The sequence below is a fragment of the Nocardioides coralli genome (genome assembly GCF_019880385.1).
GTDB lineage: Bacteria > Actinomycetota > Actinomycetes > Propionibacteriales > Nocardioidaceae > Nocardioides > Nocardioides coralli.
The window spans coordinates 1304056-1325509 of the sequence record NZ_CP082273.1 but is presented as its reverse complement, the minus strand read 5'-3'; the positions used below and the strand labels follow the sequence as shown (position 1 = coordinate 1325509).

Annotated in this window: 18 protein-coding genes, 2 tRNA genes and 1 pseudogene; 8 read left to right on the top strand and 13 right to left on the bottom strand. The window is 72.8% G+C overall.

All coding sequences use genetic code 11. The features are described from left to right. Positions 1-19: 19 nt before the first annotated feature. From K6T13_RS06495 to K6T13_RS06480, 5 genes and pseudogenes are all read right to left on the bottom strand, one after another. On the bottom strand, positions 20-3355 hold the full coding sequence (locus tag K6T13_RS06495) for an adenylate/guanylate cyclase domain-containing protein (protein WP_249423967.1): 3336 nt from the start codon (positions 3353-3355) through the stop codon (positions 20-22). Between the two features lie 141 nt (positions 3356-3496). After that, positions 3497-3580: pseudogene (locus tag K6T13_RS17645) on the bottom strand (zinc-ribbon domain-containing protein); the annotation flags it as partial. Positions 3581-3583: 3 nt separating this feature from the next. Further along, on the bottom strand, positions 3584-5272 hold the full coding sequence (locus K6T13_RS06490; protein WP_222897692.1) for an MFS transporter: 1689 nt from the start codon (positions 5270-5272) through the stop codon (positions 3584-3586). A 127-nt stretch (positions 5273-5399) separates the two neighbouring features. Further along, the gene (locus K6T13_RS06485; protein ID WP_222897691.1) at positions 5400-6329 is read right to left on the bottom strand and encodes a PLP-dependent cysteine synthase family protein; all 930 of its coding nucleotides are present in this window, start codon (positions 6327-6329) and stop codon (positions 5400-5402) included. Between the two features lie 185 nt (positions 6330-6514). Then, positions 6515-6588, bottom strand: a tRNA-Ile gene (locus tag K6T13_RS06480). An 81-nt stretch (positions 6589-6669) separates the two neighbouring features. Here K6T13_RS06480 and K6T13_RS06475 point away from each other — a divergent pair. Then, positions 6670-8778 carry a PAS domain-containing sensor histidine kinase gene (locus K6T13_RS06475; RefSeq protein WP_222897690.1) on the top strand — a complete coding sequence of 703 codons (2109 nt, stop codon included), beginning with the start codon at positions 6670-6672 and terminating at the stop codon, positions 8776-8778. Here K6T13_RS06475 and K6T13_RS06470 read toward each other — a convergent pair. Continuing rightward, positions 8775-9200, bottom strand: a complete 426-nt coding sequence (locus K6T13_RS06470; RefSeq protein ID WP_222897689.1) for a response regulator — start codon at positions 9198-9200, stop codon at positions 8775-8777. The two genes, K6T13_RS06475 and K6T13_RS06470, sit on opposite strands and share 4 nt — an antisense overlap. Positions 9201-9348: 148 nt before the next feature. On the opposite strand from K6T13_RS06470, the gene K6T13_RS06465 reads away from it, so the two are divergent. From K6T13_RS06465 to K6T13_RS06455, 3 genes are all read left to right on the top strand, one after another. Further along, complete coding sequence (locus K6T13_RS06465; protein ID WP_222897688.1) at positions 9349-10008, top strand: response regulator transcription factor; 660 nt, start codon at positions 9349-9351, stop codon at positions 10006-10008. Positions 10009-10325: 317 nt separating this feature from the next. Continuing rightward, positions 10326-11066 carry a PIG-L deacetylase family protein gene (locus tag K6T13_RS06460; RefSeq protein WP_222897687.1) on the top strand — a complete coding sequence of 247 codons (741 nt, stop codon included), beginning with the start codon at positions 10326-10328 and terminating at the stop codon, positions 11064-11066. 80 nt (positions 11067-11146) lie between these two features. Then, positions 11147-12541 carry a tannase/feruloyl esterase family alpha/beta hydrolase gene (locus tag K6T13_RS06455; protein WP_222897686.1) on the top strand — a complete coding sequence of 465 codons (1395 nt, stop codon included), beginning with the start codon at positions 11147-11149 and terminating at the stop codon, positions 12539-12541. Positions 12542-12555: 14 nt separating this feature from the next. Here the strand turns inward: K6T13_RS06455 and K6T13_RS06450 are convergent, their stop codons facing one another. The 5 genes from K6T13_RS06450 to dnaG all read right to left on the bottom strand — a co-directional run bounded on the left by K6T13_RS06450 (position 12556) and on the right by dnaG (position 16772). Beyond that, a complete protein-coding gene (locus K6T13_RS06450; RefSeq protein ID WP_222897685.1) occupies positions 12556-14034 on the bottom strand; it encodes a fused MFS/spermidine synthase in 1479 nt (492 codons plus the stop codon). A 3-nt stretch (positions 14035-14037) separates the two neighbouring features. Continuing rightward, the gene (locus K6T13_RS06445; protein ID WP_222897684.1) at positions 14038-14226 is read right to left on the bottom strand and encodes a hypothetical protein; all 189 of its coding nucleotides are present in this window, start codon (positions 14224-14226) and stop codon (positions 14038-14040) included. Between the two features lie 58 nt (positions 14227-14284). Continuing rightward, positions 14285-14357 (bottom strand) — tRNA-Asn (locus tag K6T13_RS06440). 52 nt (positions 14358-14409) lie between these two features. Continuing rightward, complete coding sequence (locus K6T13_RS06435) at positions 14410-14898, bottom strand: hypothetical protein (RefSeq protein WP_222897683.1); 489 nt, start codon at positions 14896-14898, stop codon at positions 14410-14412. Beyond that, the gene (gene dnaG, locus K6T13_RS06430; protein ID WP_222897682.1) at positions 14895-16772 is read right to left on the bottom strand and encodes a DNA primase; all 1878 of its coding nucleotides are present in this window, start codon (positions 16770-16772) and stop codon (positions 14895-14897) included. Before dnaG ends, K6T13_RS06435 begins: the two co-directional genes overlap by 4 nt. 105 nt (positions 16773-16877) lie before the next feature. Between dnaG and K6T13_RS06425 the strand changes: the two genes are divergently transcribed. From K6T13_RS06425 to K6T13_RS06410, 4 genes are read left to right on the top strand one after another with little or no spacing between them, the layout of a single operon-like run. After that, positions 16878-17297 carry a phage holin family protein gene (locus tag K6T13_RS06425; RefSeq protein WP_222897681.1) on the top strand — a complete coding sequence of 140 codons (420 nt, stop codon included), beginning with the start codon at positions 16878-16880 and terminating at the stop codon, positions 17295-17297. Next, complete coding sequence (locus K6T13_RS06420) at positions 17297-17548, top strand: DUF3618 domain-containing protein (RefSeq protein WP_222897680.1); 252 nt, start codon at positions 17297-17299, stop codon at positions 17546-17548. The genes K6T13_RS06425 and K6T13_RS06420 overlap by 1 nt, the downstream gene beginning before the upstream one ends. Next, a complete protein-coding gene (locus K6T13_RS06415; RefSeq protein ID WP_222897679.1) occupies positions 17548-17853 on the top strand; it encodes a hypothetical protein in 306 nt (101 codons plus the stop codon). Before K6T13_RS06420 ends, K6T13_RS06415 begins: the two co-directional genes overlap by 1 nt. A gap of 57 nt (positions 17854-17910) precedes the next feature. Continuing rightward, complete coding sequence (locus K6T13_RS06410) at positions 17911-19053, top strand: DNA glycosylase AlkZ-like family protein (protein ID WP_222897678.1); 1143 nt, start codon at positions 17911-17913, stop codon at positions 19051-19053. On the opposite strand, the gene K6T13_RS06405 is transcribed toward K6T13_RS06410, so the two are convergent. Next, on the bottom strand, positions 19050-20318 hold the full coding sequence (locus tag K6T13_RS06405; protein ID WP_222897677.1) for a deoxyguanosinetriphosphate triphosphohydrolase: 1269 nt from the start codon (positions 20316-20318) through the stop codon (positions 19050-19052). The genes K6T13_RS06410 and K6T13_RS06405 overlap by 4 nt on opposite strands. 158 nt (positions 20319-20476) lie before the next feature. Next, on the bottom strand, positions 20477-21301 hold the full coding sequence (locus tag K6T13_RS06400; RefSeq protein WP_222897676.1) for a VldE C-terminal domain-containing protein: 825 nt from the start codon (positions 21299-21301) through the stop codon (positions 20477-20479). Between the last annotated feature and the right edge of the window lie 153 nt (positions 21302-21454).

Here is a 21454-nt window from a genome sequence, read left to right as displayed (position 1 = left end):
GCGAGACCCGGCGACCCGGCTAGTCGGCGACGCGGACCCGATCGCCCTCGCCGAGCCCGAGCCTGGCCAGCCACCCGAAGGCTCCGAGCTCGGCGAGCGCCGTCCGCCCGTCCCGGACCAGCCCGTGGCCCTGCTCGGTCTCGCCCCGCTCCACCAACCACTGGCCCAGCTCCACCTGCGTGCGCGCCAGGTAGGGCTGCGCGCCCCACCGGCGGAACATCTCGATCGCCTCCCGGAGCATGCGCTCCGCCGCGTCGGGCTCGCAGCGGCGGGCGAGCAGGCCGGCCACCCGTCGCCGGTGCGCCGCCACGGCGACGGGCACCAGTGCCCGCACCGCGTGGTCGTCCACGACGGCCAGCAGCCGGGCCAGCGCGTCGTCGTCCTCGCACTCCATGGCGACCTCGACGGCCGCCGGCCAGATGTGGTGGAGGTCGTCCGAGAGCCCGGTGGCCTCGGCCGTCAGCTCGACTGATCGCGCCAGCAGGTGCGCTGCCTGCTGGTGCTCTCCCCTCGAGACCGCTTGCAGTCCGCTGACGTAGTGCCACCAGGCCTGCTCGACGGGGTCGTCGAGCTCCAGGGGCGGGTCCGCCGCCACCGCCGGAGGAGCAGGGTTGCGAATCAGCTCCAGGGCGAGCTGCAAGGTGCGCATGACCGAGACGTTGATGGACATCAGGCCGTGGGCGTCGGCGACCAGCTCGTCCACGGTCGCCCAGTCGCCGGCGGCGAACGAGGCGAGCGCCAGGTTGGCCCGGATGTACTCACGCCAGAACGCGACCCCCGACCGGTCGGCGACCTCCACGCCCTCGCGCGCGGCTTCCAATGCCCGGGGCAGGTCGGAGAGCCCCTCGGTGACGATGAGGTTGTTGAGGCAGCGCGCCAGTGACACCGGCAGGTGGTGGGCCCGGGCCAGGTCGGCTGCCGCCTCCATCACGACCTTGGAGGTGTAGGGCGCGCCCAAGGAGGTGAAGTCGACACTGAGCCAGTTGAGCGTGTCCGCGAGATGCGCGTGCTCCCCCATCCGTTCGGCGATCTGGATCCGGCGCCGGAGCACCTCCCACCGCGTCTCACCCCGGCGCGACGTGGCGCCGATCAGGGCTTCACCGAGCCGCAGCAGCGCGGGATCGCTGCCGGGGACGTCCTGCAGCGCCTCCCAGCGGGGCTCCACGACCTCGACGGCCGCGGGGATGTCACCCGACGCCGCCAGTGCGTCGGCCCAGGCGGCGGCCGCGACGGCCGCCGACAGGGCATCACCCAGAGCGTCGAAGGCCTCCGTCGCGGCCCGCCCGTGCTCGGCGGCCCCCGCGTAGTCCCCGGCGTCGAACATCGCGGCGGCCAGAGCCGACTCCAGACGGGCGCGCTGGTCGTCACCCGAGGCGCGCTCGAAGGCAGCGCGCAGGTGCTGGACCGACTCGCTGGGCGCACCGAGGGCCCGTGCCCGCTCCGCTGCCACCTCCAGCTGCGCCGTCGCCCGCGCCTCGAGGTCTGCCACGTCCGGGTCGCCGGGCATCGCGGCCAGGGCGTCGAGGTAGTGCCGGGCGACGATCGCCGCCACGTCGGCACCCGTGTCCTCGGCTCGCTCCAGCAGCGCGGCGACCGCGAGGTGGGCCGCCTTCCGGTCCCGCCGCGAGAGGGTTCCGTAGGCGACCTGTCGCACCACGCTCTGCACGAAGTGGTAGCGGCCGAAACCGGCGCTGAACCGGTTGGCGTCGACGCCCAGGATCTGCAGCCTGGTGAGCGCCACCAGGGCGCCCTCGACGTCGGCGACGCCGCCCAGCTCGCGCCCGAGCGCACCGATCTGCTCCGCGGTGAAGGAACCCCCGAACACGGAGGCCAGGTCGACCAGTCGTCGGTGGGAGGGCTCCAGCGCATCGAGGCGCGCGGAGATCAGCGCCTGCAGCGAGGCAGGGGCACCCAGGGAGTCGAGGTCGAGACGGTCGGGATCGGCCAGCACATACTGTCCGCCCCGCGGCACCACGAGGTCGCGGTCGATGAGTGAGCGCACCGTCTCGACCGCGAACAGGGGGACCCCCTCGGAGCGCGCGACGAGCGAGCTGCGGACGGAGGCCGGCACGCCGGCCACCAGCCCGTCGATCAGCTCGGCCACCTCGTCCTCTCGCATGACCTCGAGATGACTGACGGTCGCCCGATGGTTCGTCGCCAGGCTCGGACGTGCCTCGACCAGCCCGGGACGAGTCAGGAGCAGCACGAAGCAGGGGAAGGCAGCGACGCTGATCACGTGCTCGACGAAGTGCAGGAGACCGTCGTCGGCGTGCTGCGCGTCGTCGATCACCAGCACCAGCGGGTACCCCTCCGCGACACGCTCCAGGAACACCGTCCACGCCGAGAACAGGTCCTCGCGCGGGAACCCCGCGACCGAGCCGGTGCCGAGCAGTGCAGCGACCCGCGGGCGAAGCCAGTCGCGCTCCGCCTCGTCAGCGACGTAGCGCACCAGCCCCAGCTCCAGCAGCCGGACCGCGTCCTCCTCACCGCCGTCCTCCGGTGCGGAGAGCAGCATCTGCAGCCGACCACGGAACGCCTCGGCGAGGGCGTAGTAGGCGACCCCCTCGCCGTAGGACACGCAGCGCCCGCTGTGCCAGCGGACGGAGCCGAGCAGACCGTCGACGTACTTCTCGAACTCCCAGGCCAGGCGCGACTTGCCCACTCCCGGCTCCCCCACCATCACGAGGAGTGCCGGTCGGCCCGACTCCTCCGAGGCGTGGAAGAGCTCCTTGACCATCCGCAGCTCGCGCTCCCGGCCGATCAGCGGCGCCTCCAGGCCGTCAGCCCGCTGGGCTCCACCGACAGCGGCGACGACGGCCCGCACCGACCACAGCGGGACCGGGTCAGCCTTTCCCTTGAGAGCGTGACTTCCGACATCCAGGTAGGTGATGGCGGCGGACGTGAGCAGCCGCGTCGTCTCGTCGACCCACACCTGGTGGGGAGCAGCCACGGACTGGACCCGTGCCGCGGTGTTGACGGCGTCGCCGGCCACCATGCCCTGTTGCTCGGCGCCGATCGTCACGGCCACCTCCCCGGTCACGATGCCCACCCGCATCGCGAGGTCGGGCACGCCGAGCTCGTCGCCGATGCTGGTGACGGCATTGACGAGCTCGAGCCCGGCACGAACCGCGCGCTCGGCATCGTCCTCGTGGGCGCTGGGGACCCCCCACACAGCCATCACCGCGTCGCCGATGAACTTCTCGACCGTGCCCCCGTAGCGCTCGACGATCCGCCGGCACGTGTCGAAGTAGTGGCTCAGCAGCTCACGCGCGTCCTCCTGGTCCCGGCTCTCCGTCAGGTGCGTGAACCCGACGAGGTCGCCGAACAGCACGCTGGTGATGCGGCGCGTGGCCACTGGGCGCGGCGGGGTTCCCGGGGCTGTCTCGGAGAGCCCGGACGACCCGGGCAGCGTCGCCGCCTCCGTCGTCGCGGCGGCTCCGCAGTGCATGCAGAACCGGGAGGCCGGCACCAGCTCCTCACCACAGGATGAGCAGGTCGGCGCCTGGCGCGAGGTGCCGCAGCTGGGGCAGAACCGGGCGAGGTCGGGGAGTGCTGCCGAGCACGCGTGACAGGTCGACATCGATCAGCCCGCCAGCCGACGCTTCACGACCGCCTCCGCGGTCAGCCGTGACTCTCGGTGCCCGCTCACCGCCCGCAGGAAGTCCTCCCGGGAGAGCGTCAGTGCCCGGGTGTCCTCGACCGCGGTGACCGTCGCAGTGCGGGGTACGTCGCGCAGCAGCCCGATCTCGCCGACGTACTCCCCCGGCCCCTCGGTGCGCAGCACCCGTTCACCCTGGGTCACCTCCACCAGCCCCGACTCGATGACGAAGAACCTGTCTGACTCCTCGCCCTCGCGCACCAGCGTCTCGCCCGCGGTGAAGACGACGGGGACCAACCGTGATGCCAGCTGCTCCGTCGTCCCCGGGTCGAGCGGCGCGAAGAGGTCCAGCGAACGCAGCAGGTCGAGCCCGGCAGGCGCGGAGAGCCTGCCATCCATCCGGTTCATCGCAGGAAGGCCGAGCAGCGCGACGACGGTGACCGGGAGCGCCACCGCGGCCAGCGCCCAACGCAGGCCGAGGAGGTCGAGCAGCAGCGGCATCGCGAACGCCCCGATGGCCGCGGTGGCGATGACGCACGACTCGAGGGCACCAAAGGCCCGGCCGAGCAGCTCGTCGGGGGTCAGCCGCTGGAAGATGGTGTCCAGGTTGACGTCGACGAGGGGGTTCGCCAGACCCAGGAGTGCGGCCGCCAGGAAGCAGGCGGCCGCCGTGGGAGAAGCGGTCACCAGGAGCAGGGGCGCCGACCACAGCACGACACCTGCCACCATGTCGCGACCCAGGGTCCCGCGGTCGGCACGCGCGATGGCCACCAGGCCACCGAACACGGAGCCGATCCCGATCACCGCGTTGAGGTAGCCCAGGCCGGCGTCTCCACTGCGGAGCAGCTCGGCGGCCATCACCACCAGGAAGACGGACGAGGCACCCATGACGACCGTCTGGGCGCACACCTGGATGGTGCAGAGCAGCAGGTCACGGTTGGTCCGGAGCAGCCGGAAACCGGCCAGGATCTCGGACACGAAGCTCTCGGCATCCGGCTCGTCCCCATCGCTCCCGGTGATCGGTTCGCCCACCTGGACGACCCGGACACGGGCGACGAGCATCATCGACCACAGGAAGGTCGCGACGTTCAGCGCCAGCACGACGGGGACGTCGGTCGCGACGAGCAGCCCCGCGGCCAGCGCCGGGCCCAGGAAGTAGGCCAGGCTGTCGATGGTGCTGTGGATCCCGTTGGCTGCGGTCAGCTCCGCAGGGGTGCGCGACAGAGCGGGAAGCAGCGCCCGCTGCGCGATCAGGAACGGCGACGTCAGCACCGAGACCAGGGTGGAGAGCACGAGCACCAGGAGCACCGACCCGTCGACGGCGACGAGCACCGCGACGGCTGTCACGAGCACCGCACGCGTCAGATCCGCGAGGAGCATGACTCGCCGGCGGGGCCAACGATCGGCCAGCACCGCGCCCAGCGGCGTGGTGAGGGCACCGAGCAGGAACCGGACGCCCATCCACGCCCCGACGACAGCAGCCCCACCCTCGGCGTAGGCCCAGACCACGATGGCCGTGGCATAGGCCCAGTCGCCGACGGAGGAGCCGAGGAATGCCAGCTGGATGCGTCTCAGGTCGGCGTTGCTCGCCACCGTTCGCAGCGTGGCCCGGGTCCCGGTCGCACGCCCTCCGGGCCGGGCGGGTTCGTCGGCGGTGTCCTGCACCTCGGCCATGACGGCTCCCCCGGGTCAGCGGCAGCCCACGGTGGCCGCCGACGAGCGAGCCGAGCGTAGTCCTCTCGCGCGTGCTTGTCTGCAGTCTCAGCAGACACGACCGGCGGGGTGGGTCCCCGTCGCCGTCTCAGGCGTAGGGGGCAGTGCTGAGGTAGCGCAGGCCCGAGTCCACGGCGACCGTGGCCACCGTGGCATCGCCGCTCAGCGTCTCGGCCACGCGGAGCGCCGCCACGACGTTGGCGCCCGTCGAGGTGCCCGCGAACAGCCCCTCCTCCCGCGCCAGCCGACGGGCCATCTCCTGCGCCTCCGCGCTGGCCACCTGGTCGATCGCGTCGACCAGGTCCGGCTCCCACAGCGGCGGGAGGAAGCCGATGCCGATGCCCTCGATCCGGTGCGCCCCGGTGGGACCCCCGGAGAGGACGGCAGACTCCGCCGGCTCGACCGCCACGATCCGGAGCTCCGGGTTGTGGGCACGCAGCGCGGCCCCCGCCCCGTGGATGGAGTGCGCGGTCCCGACCGTGTGCACGAAGGCGTCGACGCGGCCCGCGGACTGCTCCCAGATCTCGTGGCCCATCGGCTCGTAGCCGGCGATGGCGTCGTGGTTGGTGAGCTGATCGGACCACCAGTGCCCGGGGGCCGCGCTGATCTGCTCCGACCGGGCGATCATCCGCTTGATGAGGTCCTCGGTGATCTTGCCGGCGTCACTGGCCTCGTCGGTGATCTGCGCGCCGAGCGCCGACATGGTCAGCCGCTTCTCCGTGCTGAAGGCGTCGGAGAAGACCACGTGCAGCCGGTAACCGAGCGCGGCGCACACGAAGGCCAACGAGATCCCCGTGGTGCCGGCGGTGTACTCGACGACCGTGCCGTCCTCCGGGAGTCGCCCGTCGGCCGCCGCCGCCCGGATCACCTCCACCGCCATCCGGTCCTTCATGGAACCGGTCGGGTTGGCGGACTCGAGCTTCACCAGGATCCGGCAGCCCGACTCGGGCACGATCCGCTGCAGCTCGACGACCGGTGTGTCACCGATGCCGGCAAGGACTCCGGGACGCGCGTTCACGGCTCTCCCCCGCTCCGGCGTCGGTGCGCTCGACGCCGCCTGCTCGTGAGGATCCTCGCCGGCCACGGACCCGTCAAGGAGGCGGTCGCGCGGCGGTGAGGTGCCCGCGTCGATGCGGCTGCTGAGCTGCCCTGGCGAGGCTCGAGTGCGGCCGGACGGAGCCGGTCGGGCTCGGGTGGGGCGGGTGGGGCGGGTGGGACTCGAACCCACGACACGGCAGATTATGAGTCTGCTGCTCTACCTGCTGAGCTACCGCCCCGTGCCCGCGGCAGCCTACTGAGGGCGGTCGTCAGGCCGACCAGGTGGCATCGGCTCCCACGGAGACGTTCTGGCTCGTAGCATGAGCGTTCTCGAGGAGTTGGAGACCAGCATGACGGGGGACACGTCTGCCAGCGGTGTGCTGCGCCCTGCCCCGGGCGGAGCGCGCGGGCCCGCGGCAGGTCTGGTCGGGGTCGCTGCGGCCCTCGCCGTCACGGCCTATGCCGTCTCCACCGTGCCCGGGGTGCGTGGCCCCGGCTGGGACCTCCTCGTGGACGGGTGGCTGCAGGGCGGTGCCTACGTGCTCCTCGCAGCCTGGGCGGGCCTGCGTCCGCTGACGCACGGCGACGACCGGAGCTTCTGGTCCCTGGTCGCGGCTGCGGTCGCTCTCCGGTCCCTCGGCTTCGTCCTCTACCTGGGTGTGGTCCGCCATCTCGACCCGGTGCCCTACCCGTCCGTGGCAGACGCCGCCTGGCTCGGTTCCGGCATCGTCCTCGGCCTGGTGCTGTGGCGCCTGCTGCGGGACACAGCGCCGCGCGACTCGCGTGCCAAGACCCTCGACGCACTGCTCGGCTCCCTGGCCGTGGCTGCGGTGGCCATCGCGCTGCTGACCGAGACCGTGCTGCTCGGGCCACGGCCCGGGGTCCCGGCCGCGGCGTTGCTGACGAACCTGAGCTACCCCGTCCTCGACGTGGCCCTGATGATCCTGCTCGGCGCCCTGCTCGCTGCCACCCACGGTCGGGCGAGTGCCGCCGACCTGGCCATCGGCGCCGGCATCCTGGCCATCGCCGTGGTCGACACCGTGTTCGTCGTCCAGGTGGCCACCGGCACCTTCAGGCCGGGGAGCTGGTTGGGTGCGGTCTCGCTGCTCGGCACGGCGCTGGTCGCCGGCAGCGGCTGGGTCCGTGACCACCGGGCACCGCCGGCGGCCGGGGCGCGAGCCGGTCTGTTGCTGCCGTCCGCGCTGGGGATGCTCTGCCTGCTCACGCTCGTGTACGGCGCCGCGTCCGCACCACAGTTCCTGGCGAACCTCGTCGCTGCCCTCGGCGTCGTCGTGGCCGTCGTCCGCGTCCGAGGGGCGCTGACCCGGGACCGGGAGGAGGTGAACGCGGCGCTCGCGGCACAGCAGCTCGAGCTCGTGCGGTTCCGGTCCCTCGTCGAGGCCTCCGGCGACCTGGTGGCGTTGGCCGAGCCGGACGGGAGGCTGGTGTACATGAACCCCGCCGGCCGGACACTCGTGGGGCTGGACCCGGAGGTCGACATCACCTCGATGACGGTCCCGGACTTCCTCACCCCGGAGAGCAGGGAGGGCTGGCGGAACGTCCGCCAGCAGGGAGTCATGGATCGGGGCGTCGTCCGGGGGGAGACCACCCTGCAGCACCAGCAGGGTGGGGAGCCCGTGCCCGTGGCCGTCACGAGCTTCCTCGTGCGGCACCCCGTCACCGACGCCCCCTGGTTGATCGGCACGGTGCAGAAGGACATCGCCGACCGGGTGGCCGCCGAGCGGGCACTCCAGAAGCTCGCCGACGAGCGATCCGTCCTGCTGAGCCACCTGGTCCAGGCACAGGAGGACGAGCGGGCCAGGATCGCCGCCGACGTCCACGACGACTCCGTCCAGGCGCTCGCGGCCGTGGAGCTCCGGCTGGCGACACTGGGTCGGCAGCTGCAGAGCGAGGACCCGTCTCCGGCGGAGCTCGAGGAGGCGCTCCACACCATCCGCGGGCTCGCCGGCGGCGCCACGGAGCGGCTGCGGCACCTGCTCTTCGACCTCGAGTCGCCCGCCCGGCGCACCGACCTGGTCAGTGCGCTCGAGGAGGCGGCCGCCTACGTCTTCGGGACCTCGGTCGCCTGGTCCGTGGCGGCCCAGGGGGACCTCGATCTCCCCGCCGCCACACGGGTGACGGTCTACCGGATCGTCAAGGAGGCTCTGGTCAACGTCGGCAAGCACGCGGCCGCCTCGCGTGTCCTCATACACCTGTGGCGGGACGCCGAGGGCCTGGTGGCGACGGTCGCGGACGACGGCCGGGGCTTCGACCCGCGAGGCGAGCCCGACCTGCCCGGGCACCTCGGACTCCCCGCGATGCGCGACCGTGCGATGGTCGCGGGCGGTCGGCTCGAGGTCGACTCACGACCCGGCGACGGGACCACGGTCCGTCTGTGGCTCCCGCCGGGCGACGGAGCCGCCCCCTAGGGCTCGCGGGCCAGACGCCGGAGGACGACGGCTGCGGTGGGGACCGCGAGGATGACCTCCCCGTCCAGGCACCGGCTGACCAGGTCAGGGAGGGCATCACCCAACCGGCCCTTGCCCAGGTAACCCCGCGCGCCCGCGGTGAGGTACTCCTCCACCACCGCCGCCGAGGTCTCCGCCGAGACCACCACGACGACGGCCGCACTGTGGTCCCGCACCGCGCTGCACACCGACGCACCACCCCCGGGCATGCGGACGTCCAGCAGCACCACGTCGGCCCGAGAACCTCGCACCACTGCGAGCAGGTCGTGGGCGTCGGCGAGCCGGGCGACCACCTCGAAACGGCGGTCGCGGTCGAGGGCGAACGCCAGCGCCGCACGGACGTCGTCGTCGTCATCGGCCACCACGACCCGGTGGGGCGACATCACCACCTCCTCGGGCGGGACAGGCTCCGACCATGCTGCAGGACCCCGGTCGGCGTGACGACCCGCCGAGGAACCGGATCGCCTAGTATCTGTGCACTACCGCGCGAGCCGAGCGCCCCACGCGTCAACCCGGACGATGGAGGACTTCGTGACCACTCACCCCGGCTCGCCCATCCGGGTGCTGGTCGTCGACGACCACGAGGTCCTCGCCACCAGCCTGGCCCATGCCCTCGACGCCGAGCCCGACCTGGCAGCGGTCGGGGTCTCCGGCACCGTCGAGGGAGCCGCGGCCCTCATCCGCACCACGGCTCCCGACGTGCTGCTGCTCGACCACCGGCTCCCCGATGGCGACGGTGTCGACGCCGTACCCATGCTGCGGTCGCTGCGCCCCTCGATGGCTGTCGTGGTGCTGACGGCGAGCACCGCGGAGCACCTCCTGCTCTCGGCCGTGGAGGCCGGCGTCGCCGGTTTCCTGTCCAAGACCCGAGGCTTCGCCGACGTCGCCGCGGCCGTGCGGGCGGCGGCGGTCGGCGAGGCCGTGATCTCCCCCGAGATGCTGGCCAGGCTGCTCCCCCGCCTCAACCGCGACACCCGACGCGGCGGGCACGAGCCGCTGACCCGTCGGGAGCGGGAGGTCCTCGAGCTCCTGGCCCAGGGACTGACCAACGCCGCGATCGCCACACGGCTCGGCGTCAGCGTCCACACGGTGCGCAACCACGTCGCGAACCTGTCGGCGAAGCTCGGAGCCCGCTCGAAGCTCGAAGCGCTCTCCATCGCGGTGCGGGAGGGCTTGCTCCCCGGCGGGTGAACCGCTCGGTGCCCGTCTCGTGCACAGGGCTCTTCTAGTGCACAGGGCCCAGTCGAAATGCGCCACGTGCGGGATGTCCTCGCCCTCGGGCCCACGCAGACTGGGGTCAGCCTCTCCTCCCTGGACCCGAGACCGGGGAGGAGGGGCCCGGACTCCGGCCTGGTGATGCGGGGTTCCCCCCGTACCCGCTCGCCAGGCCGGACCCCGCGACCAGGGCCCTCCCGAACCCCTTGCCGGGAGGGCCCCGGCGCTCTCCGGGGTCGCCACTCGTCGAGAAGGACCTGTGCTCCGAGCGGGATCCCCGGCATGCTCTGATCATGAGCACCGAGCCGTTCGAGGCGCTGCGCGAGGACTGGGAGCGTGCCCTGTGCGTGGTCGCGCATCCCGACGACATGGAGTTCGGCGCCGCGGCCGCGGTCGCGCGCTGGACGGGGCAGGGCAAGACGGTCACCTACTGCATGGTCACCAGCGGCGAGGCCGGGATCGACGCCATGCCGCCCGAGGAGTGTCGTCGGGTCCGCGAGGCCGAGCAGGTCGAGTCGGCGCGCGTGGTCGGTGTCGAGGAGGTGGAGTTCCTCGGCCTCCCCGACGGCGTGCTCGAGTACGGCGTACCGCTGCGCCGCACGATCGCCGAGGTGGTGCGCCGACGGCAGCCGGAGATCGTCGTGACCGGCAACTTCCGCGACACCTGGGGTGGCCGCAACCTCAACCAGGCCGACCACATCGCCGTGGGCCGGGGGGTCCTCGACGCGGTGCGGGACGCCGGCAACCGGTGGGTCTTCCACGACCAGCTGTCGACGGGTCTCGAGCCGTGGGGCGGCGTCCGTGAGGTCTGGGCCTTCGGCTCCCCCCAGGCCGGGCACGCGGTCGACACCACCGACTCCTTCGAGGCTGGGGTCCGCTCCCTCGAGGCGCACGCCGCCTACATCGACGGCCTGGGGTGGGAGGACTTCGACCCCCGGGAGTTCCTCGAGGGCATGGCGCGCCAGTCCGGCCAGCGGCTCGGCGTCGCCCTCGCCGCCCCGTTCGAGGTGTTCCCCCTGGGCTGGGGCGAGTAGCCATCCACCACAGCCGCAGGCCGCGGCTGTGGTTCCGCGGCACATGGCCCACCGGGTGTCGAGGTGGTCACGATGGCGACATGTCTCGGACCACTGCTGCTGCCGCGGCCACCGCCGCGATCGCCCTCGGCCTGTCCCTCCTCGCGGCGCCGGCGGCGATCTCCGTGGAGCCTGCTGTGGCCTCGGCGGGGCCGGGCCACTGTGCCCGTGAGGCGCGCATCGACGTCCCGCGCGCCGAGGTGCAGGAGACCGCCTGCCTCGACGACCTCACGACCGCCGGCACGCAGCGCACCGGGCACACCGATCCGGCCGACTGGAGCGGCCTGCACGCCCCGGGGACGCGCAACCCCTCCGGCGTGCCCGGCATCCAGGTCGACGGCTACTTCCCGGACACCTCGACCTCCAACACCCACCACGGGTGGAACCACGACTCGCAGTTCGTGATCCGGCTGCCCGACGACTGGAACGGGCGGCTCGTCGTCAGCGGGGCGCCCGGTACCCGCACCCAGTACGCCGGGGACTACATCTTCAGCGACTGGCTGGTCGCGCGGGGCTACGCCTACGCGATGACCGACAAGGGCAACAACGGTGGCTCCTTCCACGCCGACGGCGACCAGCCCGGCGACGCGGTGGCCGAGTGGAACCGTCGCGTCACCCAGCTGACCCGCGCCACCCGGGCGGTGCTCCGCCAGCGCTACGGTCGCGAACCGCGCCGCACCTACGCCTTCGGCATCTCCAACGGCGGCTACCTGGTCCGTTGGCAGCTGGAGAACCGCCCGGGGCTCTACGACGGCGGCGTCGACTGGGAGGGCACCCTCTACCGCGCACAACCACCGAACCTGCTGACCTACCTGCCCGAGGCCCTCACCCACTACCCGGCGTACGCCGCCACCGGCGACGAGTCCGCACGGAAGGCCATGATCGCGGCTGGCTTCCACCCACGGTCGGAGTTCACCTGGGAGTACCACTACTCCGTCTACTGGGACCTGACACAACGCCTGTACCGCGAGGAGTTCGATCCCTCCTACGACGGTGAGCTCGTCGCGGGCGTGCCGTTCTGCCAGAGCGGCACGCCGCGCTGCGACGCCGACTACGACTACGCCGAGCGCCCCGGCGCCCGGCGCGCGATGGCCGAGGTCGCGCTGACCGGCGACGTCCGACGGCCGATGCTGACCCTGCACGGCACCCTCGACGCGCTGCTGCCGATCCGCACCGACTCCGACGTCTACCGACCGATGGTGCGCCGTGCCGGCCGGGCGGGGCTCCACCGCTACTACCGGATCCGCGGCGGCACCCACGTCGACGGCCTGCACGGGACCTTCGGCGACCGGGTCCGGCCACTGCTCCCCTGCGCCCGGCGGGCCTTCCAGCGGCTGACCGCGTGGGTCGAGGACGGTCGGCGCCCACCGGCCGACGCCACGGTGCCCAGGCCGCCGGCCGGGACCGACCAGGTCAACCGCTGCAGCCTCCGGTAGCTCACCGTGAGGGGTCAGCCCCAGGGCGTCAGCAGCTGGTCGACCGGCGCGTAGTCGTCGCGCAGCACCGGCGCGTCGTCGATCCAGGCGTCGAGGGCCTCACCGGTGATGACCACCCAGCCGGTCCCCCGCTCGTCGAGGGCGGCGGCCCACGCCTCGACGTCGAGCGGAGCCATGCTGGCCACCGCGACCAGGTTGCCGCCGTCCTCGCCGCTCAGGCCCTCGGGACGGCCCGCCAGGGCCAGGTGTCCGAAGACCTCCCGCAAGGTCGCCAGCTCGGCACGGGCGAAGGACATCGGGCCGTGGTCGATCAGGTTGGCGACGTACCGCCCGTCGTCCTCGAGGACACGGCGGACCTCCGTCATCGCCTCGACCGTCGTCAGGTGGAAGGGGACGCTCACGCCGCCGAAGGCGTCACCCACGACGAGGTCACGACTCGCGTCCTCGAGCCGCCGCATGCCCACCCGGCCGTCCTCGACGCGCACCTCGAGGTCCTCGCCGGTGACCAGGCCGAGCTGCTCGGTGTCGACCTCGACCACGCCGGGGTCGATCTCGGACACGAGGCTGCGGGTGCCGGGGCGGACCTCCGCGAGGTAGCGCGGCAGGGTCAGGCCGCCGCCACCGAGGTGGTAGGCGCGCAGCGGCTGCTGCGGCGGATAGGCGCTGTCGACGTACGCCGCCATCGCCTGGATGTACTCGAAGTCGAGGTAGGTCGGGTCGGTGGTGTCGACGTAGGAGTGCCGCAGCCCGTCCAGGACGAGCACCCGGCCCGTGGGGCGGTCAGGGTCGGTGGTGACCACCGCGCAGTGGTACTGCGTCTCGGCGTCACACCCGCCGGGGGCGGCAGCGGCGCCGATCCCGGCGACGGCGACCAGCGCGAGCGGTACGCCGGCAGACCGCCGGCCGCGGACCCGCAGGTCCACCACCAGCGACGCCACCACCAGCAGCAGGCCCAGCCCCACCAGGATGGCGCTGACCGGGGCCAGCGAGATCAGCACGAAGCCGGTGAGCACGGTGCCGGCGATCGCCCCCACCGTGCCGATGCCGGAGAGGCGACCGACCACCGACCCGGTCTCGTCCAGGTTCGTGAGCCGCAGCTTCACCACCATCGGCGTGACGGCCGACAGCAGCGCGGCGGGCACCACGATGACCAGCGTGGCCACCGGCAGCAGCAGGCTTCCGTCCCCGACGGCGGCCGCGGAGCGCATCACCGAGGGCATGAGGGCGACGGCGATGCCCGCGACGCCCAGGAGCGGACCGAGGGCACGTCGCGGCGGGATGCGGTCGGCGGCCTGACCACCCAGCCAGGCGCCGGCGGCGATCGCCGTGAGCGCGAGGCCGATGACGAGGGTGTTGGTCTCGAGCGTCAGGCCGAGGTAGGGAGCCAGCAGTCGCAGCGAGGCGAGCTCGACGACGAGCACGGCTGCAGACGAACCGAAAACCAGCGCTGCGGCGGCCGTGGGACCGAGGGGTTCGCGGACGGTGACGGGCACGCCTCAGAGGGTGTCGGACGGTCCCCGGAGCGCGGAACGCGGGTCCCGCAGGGCGACACGGTCAGGGATGCCGGTGCGAGGCAGGGAGGTGGTGGCGTGGCGCCCGCCGGCCCACACACCGAGGGCGAGCACGACCGCGAACACGAGCAGCGCCAGGACCCACATGTGCACCTCCGGGCCCCATTGCAGCACGGCAACCCCCAAGAAAGCCACGAGCACGCCCGGTGGTCGGACGTGCTCGTGGTTCCTGCTCCCCCGGTTGGACTCGAACCAACAACCCTCCGGTTAACAGCCGAATGCTCTGCCAGTTGAGCTACAGGGGATCGTGCGCGCCACAGGTTAGCAAGGTGCGGAACGGCCGAGGAAATCGGCACCTCAGGCCGGCCCCACCTCCTCGCGCGCCGCGCGGAGCGCGCTCTCGGCGGCCTCGCGGACCGCCGGGTCGTCGGGGTCGACGCCCTCGTCGTACTCGTAGACCCACCTGATCGGGGCGTCTCCGCGGGGAGCCCGCCGGGCGATGACCCTGAGCCCACGCCGGCCGTCGACGTCGACGTGACGCTGGAGGACGACGCTGGCCGTGACCCGCTCGCGCACCAGCTCGAGCAGGCGGCGCGGCTCCTCGATGGTCAGCACGTGCTCGGCCCGCTGCTGTCCCCACGCACCCACCTCGCTGAGGCGGAAGATCTCGGTGTCGCGGTCCCAGTCGGCCGCCTCGACCTCCTCCCACGGGAGCCGCGTGCCCGCGACGTAGACCGCGTCGCGGGTGCCGGCGACCACCGTGCCGTCCGTCGCGCGAGCCCACGCCAGGACCGACTCGCCACGCGGCACGTCGACCGGCGGCCGCTCACGGCGCAGTCGTCTCACGGTGCCCCTCCGACCGCACGGTCGTGGAGCGTGCGCCGATGCTGCTCGAGCGCGACGAGCTCACCGAACATCCGGTTGTAGTCGGCGGCGTGGTCGACCGGGTTGGTGCGCTGCAGCCTGGACTTGAGGTCGGCGATCCGGCGCTGGGCGGTGAGCTCCAGCAGGCGGTAGACGTGGGCAGCGACGTAGGCCGCGTCCGGTTCCTTGGCCGTGGGCAGCGGCTCGACACCGAGCGCGCTCAGTGCCGAGGCCACCGTCTGGTCACGGGCAGCGTCGCGCAGCCGGCTGGCCCAGCCGGGGTCCTGAGCGCCCGCGCTCGGTCCGCCCGCGGCGGCGACCAGCTCCCACACCCCGCGGTAGACGGGGTGGGTGAAGTCGTTGCTGCCGACGTCGCGCGCCGCGTTGCCGAGGGCGGCCGGGTGCTGGATGACCAGCTTGAGGGTCTCCCGCTCGAGGGTGAACCGCGGGTCGCGCAGGTCGGGCAGCCGCTGCTCGGGGGACGGCGTGGTGGCGGCGGGCGGCGGCTGCTGCTGCTGTCGGCTGCTGCGGTTGCCCGCGCGGCGTACCTCCTCACGAGCCTGCTCGACGTCGACGCCGACCATCCCGGCCAGCTCGCGGGCGAAGGCGTCGACCTTGGAGCGGTCGCGGATGCTCGTGACCAGCCGGGCGCCTTCACGGACGGCGTCGACACGCCCGTCGGCACGGTCGAGGTCGTACTTGCCGACGACGTTGCCGAGGACGAAGCGGTAGAGCGGCACCCGGCGGGCCACCAGCTCACGCACCGCGGCGTCGCCCTCCTTGAGCCGGAGGTCGCACGGGTCGAGGCCGGAGGGCTCGACGGCGACATAGGTCTGGGAGACGAAGTTCTGGTCGCCGTCGAAGGCCTTGAGGGCGGCCTTCTGACCGGCGGCGTCGCCGTCGAAGGTGAAGATCACCTCGCCGCGGAACTCCTCGTGGTCGTGGAGGAACCGGCGCAGCACGCGCGCGTGGTCGTCGCCGAAGGCCGTCCCGCAGGTGGCCACGGCCGTCCCGACACCGGCGAGGTGGCAGGCCATGACGTCGGTGTAGCCCTCCACCACCACGGCCTGCGACGCGCGGGCCATCTCGCGACGGGCGAGGTCGATGCCGTAGAGGACCTGGCTCTTCTTGTAGATCGGCGTCTCGGGGGTGTTGAGGTACTTGGCGTCGATCCGGTCGTCGTCGAAGATCCGCCGTGCCCCGAACCCGATGGTGTCGCCCGAAGCGTCGCGGATCGGCCACAGCAGCCGGCCCCGGAACCGGTCGTAGGCGCCGCGCCCGACCGCCACGAGCCCGGCAGCGATGCTCTCCTCGTCGGTGAAGCCCTTCTGCCGCAGCACCCGCAGCAGTGCGTCGCCGTCACGCGGCGCGAAGCCGTTGCCGAAGCGCTCGGCCGCCTCGCGGTCAAAGCCCCGTTCGGTGAGGAACTGGCGTGCCACCGCAGCGTCTGGCGAGGCGAGCTGGTCGGCGTAGTACTCCTGCGCGACGCGGTGGGCCTCGACGAGCCGGCTCCGCTGCGGCCCCCGCGGCCGCTCCTCCCGCGCATCGCCGTCCTCGCGGCGCAGCTGTACGCCGTACTTGTCGGCGAGCCGCTCCACGGCCTCGGTGAACCCCAGTCCGTCGATCTTCATGAGGAAGGAGAAGACGTCGCCACCCTCCTGGCAGCCGAAGCAGTGGAAGAACTGTCGAGCCGGCGTGACGTGGAAGGACGGGGTCTTCTCGTCGTGGAAGGGGCACAGGCCCTTCAGGGAGCCGCCGCCGGCGTTGCGGAGCGTGACGTAGCCGGACACGACCTCGTCGATGCGGGCCTTCTCGCGCACCTCGGCGATGTCGTCGTCGCGAATCCTCCCGGCCACGGGGCGGAGTCTACGCAGCGCGCCGGTGCCGTGAACGCCTGCTCCACACCCGGCTCACCCAGTCGGGGGTTGGCATTCCCGGGCCGGACCGGCGAGGGTGGAGGCATGAGTCATTCCGACGGTACGCCGACGCAGCGCGACGTCGACCCCACCCTCGGCGCGCTGGTCCACGACCTCACCCAGCAGCTCCCCGAGCTGATCCGCTCCGAGATCCGGCTGGCCCAGGCCGAGATGGCACAGAAGGGCAAGCGGGCCGGGATCGGCATCGGTCTGTTCAGCGGCGCCGGGCTGCTGGCCTTCTTCGGGCTGGCGACCCTGGTCGCGACGGCGATCCTGGCCCTGAGCCTGGCGGTTGCGGCCTGGCTCGCCGCCCTGATCGTGGCGGTGGTGCTCTTCGCCGCCGCAGGCGTCCTCGCCCTCAGCGGGCGCAACCAGGTCCAGGAGGCCACGCCCGCGGCGCCCGAGCGGGCGGTCGAGGGCCTCAAGGCCGACGTGGCCACGGTGAAGGGGAAAGGACAGCGCTGATGCCCGGAAAGTCGCCCGACGAGCTCCAGGCCGAGATCGACGCCCAGCGGGAGGAGCTCGCCCACACCGTCGACGAGCTCGCCGCCCGCCTGGACGTGAAGTCGCGTGCCACGGCGCGTGCCGCGGACCTGAAGGACCGCGCCACCACCGACGCGGGGAAGCCGCGGCCCGAGGTGCTGGCTGCCGCCGCGTCCCTCATCGCCATGACCGCCGTGCTGATCGTGTGGCGGGTCCGACAAGGAGGTAAGTGATGAAGAAGCTGACGATCCTGGTGTCCGGCGCGATCGGGTACGTCCTCGGCACCCGCGCGGGGCGTGAGCGCTACGAGCAGATCAAGGGGATGGCCGGCAAGGTCAAGGACGACCCCCGTGTGCAGGAGAAGGCGCAGCAGGCCGCCGACGTCGCCCGGGCTCAGGCCCCGGTGGTGAAGGACCGGATCTCCGAGGCCGCCGAGTCCGCCAAGTCCAAGGTCTCCGGGAGCCACGCCGCCGACGACCTGCCCGACGAGAGCCTGGTCAACCAGGACGACCCCTACCCCAAGGGCGACCTGCCCTAGGCGAGTCGGCGTGAGTTGCGGACGCAACTCGTCCGGATCGACTGCCATGCTGCGGGCGTGAGCACGGCCACGCGCGGGCGCAGCACCCGGGGACGGGACACCGAGGGGTCGACCACGTGGCGCCGGGCGCTCGCCTGGCGCCTCCGGCGACACCTCCTCGACCCGGTCGGGTCGGCAGCGGCGGCCGACGTGGTGGCGCGACTCGGTGCCGTGCCGGCCATGGACGACTCGCTGGCTGCCCTCGCCGTCGGGACCCGGTCGACCTCGTCACGACCCGACGACCTCGAGAAGGCCCTAGCGGACGGCAGCGTCATCCAGGTGTTCGCGTTCCGTGGCGCCATGCACTACCTCTCCCCCGGCGGTGGCGGGATCTACCTGTCGCTGCGTTCGGCCGAACGTCAGTGGGAGCTGCCTTCCTGGGTCGAGCACTACCGGCTCTCGCCGGAGGACTGGCCCGACTTCCGTGCCACGGTCAGGGAGGTGCTTTCCGGCGGGCCGCTGACCCTCGACGAGCTGGCGGCGGGCGTCACCGCGCGACGTGCGTACCGACACCTGCGACCGGCGTTCACCGAGGCGGGGACGTTGCTCAAGCCGCTCACCTGGCAGGGCGACATGAGTCTCGGCCCTCCGCGTGACGGACGCCGGACCTTCCAGCGCCTCGACCTCAACCCGGCCTGGGTGGGAGTTCCGGACCTCGAGGAGGCCGGCCCGAGGGCGATCACGGCCTACCTCCGCACCTACGGACCGGCCACGGCGAAGCACGTGCACTACTGGCTCGGTGAGGGACTGAGTGCTGGCCGCCGGCGACTGGACCGCTGGCTGGCCGCGCTCGATGACCAGCTCGTCGCCGTCGACGTCGACGGAACCACGGCGTACGTCGTCCGCGATGACGTCGGCCCGCTACTGGAGGCGGAGCCGTCCGACGCAGTCCGGCTCCTGCCGGGTCACGACCAATGGGTCATGGGCCCCGGCACGAAGGACGAGCAGATCACGCCACCGGCACTGAGAGACCTGATGACCCGGAAGGCCAACCCGGTCCTGGCCGGCGGGGTGGTCAGCGGCACGTGGAGCCGCTCCGGCGACCAGCTCGTGGTCCGCTGGCTCGCTGGGGGCCACCCTCCGGCGACGGCGATCCGGGCCGAGTCCGACCGCTTGTCAGGGGTGCTGCATCGCGACCTGGAGCTCCGGCTCCAGGGCTAGCCGACCAGCCGCTGGTACCAGCTGACGGCGCTGGCGTCGGTCAGGGATGCGACCTGGTCGATGACCGCCCGCCGCCTGCCCGCGTCGTCGGCGGCGGCCTTCCAGTCGTCGGCGAACGCGCGCTCGAGCACGTTCGGCGCTCCCGCCAGCAGGGTGTCGACGAGCTCCGCGAGCAGCTCGCGCTGCCCGACCATGGCCGCGACCCGGTCGTCGGCCCGCATCACGTAGTGGGCCGCGATGCCCTTGAGCACCCCGATCTCCAGCCGGGTGCGCTCGGGCACCACGAGGTCGGCGGAGTAGCGCACGAACGGCCCGGCCGCCGAGGCGAAGGTGGCCGCCTGCACCGCGCCGCAGAAGCGCCCGATCAGGTCGCTCGTGAGGTTCTTCAGCGCCGCGAGCGACCGCCGGCTGCCGTCGTACGCCGCGTCGGGCCAGCCGGCGATCCCGACCAGCCCGTCGAGCACCTCGTCGAGGTGGTCGTCGGCCGCGTCGGGGAGGTACCAGTCGCGGACGGTCTCCCAGACCGCCGCCCGGTCGAGGCGGCTCAGGTCGACCCGTCCGGCGACCACGCCGTCCTCGATGTCGTGCACCGAGTAGGCGACGTCATCGGCGAGGTCCATGACCTGCGCCTCGAAGCACGGCCGGGAGCCGAGCTCGGCCGGCCGCGCCCACCGGAAGACCGGGAGGTCGTCGTCGTAGACGCCGAACTTCACGACCACCCGGGGTGAGCCGTCGGCGTGGACGCCGCCGGGTGGCGTCGCGGCCGCCAGCGGCCAGGGGTACTTCGTGCAGGCATCGAGGGTGGCCCGTGTGAGGTTGAGCCCCACACTGGCGCCGTCGGGGGCCAGGGTCTTGGCCTCGAGCCGCGTCAGGAGCCGCAGCGTCTGGGCGTTGCCCTCGAAGCCACCGCAGCCGGCGGCCAGCTCCGCGAGCACCCGCTCCCCGTTGTGGCCGAACGGCGGGTGGCCGAGGTCGTGGGCCAGCGCGGCGGTCTCGACGAGGTCCGGGTGGCAGCCCAGCGCCCGGGCCAGGTCGCGCGCCACCTGGGCCACCTCGAGGCTGTGGGTGAGCCGGTTGCGGACGAAGTCGTCGCTCTGCGGGCCCACTACCTGGGTCTTGGCGGCCAGCCGGCGGGAGGCCGCCGCGTGCACGACGCGGGCGCGGTCGCGCTCGAACGGGGTGCGCTCGGGGGCGGAGACCCGCTTCGGCGGCTCGGTGACCAGCCGTTCACGCGACGCCTCGTCGTAGCCCTCCATCGACTCCATCGGGGCCGACCCTAGTGGGACACCCCGGTGGTTGCGCCCACGAGTCCCGGTTGCGTGATCTCGACGCGCCCGTCGCGACCTCATACCTCGGTCGCGGGGCTTGCTCGATCTTCGCTCGCGACGGACAGGCTCCTTCGTCGCCTGTCCTGCTCGCTCGCTCAGTAGGTCGTGACGTGGACGTGGTCGTAGTGGTTGGCGGTGACGGAGCCGCGGTCCTCCATGTAGCGCCATCCCTCCGAGGCGCGGTCGACCGACCAGATCTTCTGGGCGTAGATGACGTAGCTGACGCCGAGCTCCTGGTAGTTGGCGCGGACGAACTCCGCGACCTCCCAGCCGCGCGAGCCGCTGACCATGATGTCGATGGCGATGCCCTGCGCGTGCTCGCCGTCGCCGCGGTAGGTCCCGTAGGACGTGATCTCCGGGAAGTTGGCGCAGACCGCCTCGTGCACGGACAGCACGTTGGGCTGGCCCGACACTGACGAGCCGTTGGTGCAGGCCCCGCCCACAGCCAGCTCCTCGGGCTCGGGCTCCGGCTTGGCGTCGGTGAGGTAACCGGCGGTGACCCAGCGGGACTCGCCGTCGACGGCGAGCTCGACGCGGCCGGCCGCCTCGCGACCGGTGGCGAGCACCTTCTTGCCCTCCTCGACGACCCCGACCTTGCGGGCACCGTCCTCCAGCGGGGAGGTCCACAGGTCGAGGGCGGTGGTCGTCCACAGCCGGGTGTCGGCGTTGCGGACCGCCTGGGCGGTCGGCTGGGGGCGCATCATCATCTCGACGCGGCTGAGCCGGCCGATCCGCGACCCGTCGCGGGACACGACGGGCTGCCGCTCGGCGATCTCGTCGCTGACGTCGGCGCTGACCAGGCTGCTCCCGATGGAGCTGCCGCTGCCGGCAGCGAGCAGGTCGCGGGTGTCGGGGTTGGCCGCGAGGACCCCGACCCCGACGGTCGACAGGGTCGCCACGACGGCGAGGGGGCCAGCCACCAGGTACGGCTTCGGCATACGGCGGGCATTGGTGTCCCGCTTGTGGCGATGTTCTGCCACAGCGCTGATCCTTTGCTGTTGCTTGCGGGGGTCCACGCCAGGGCCTGTGGCCCATACGACGCGCCGAGAGGTCACCGAGTGAAGCACAACCGG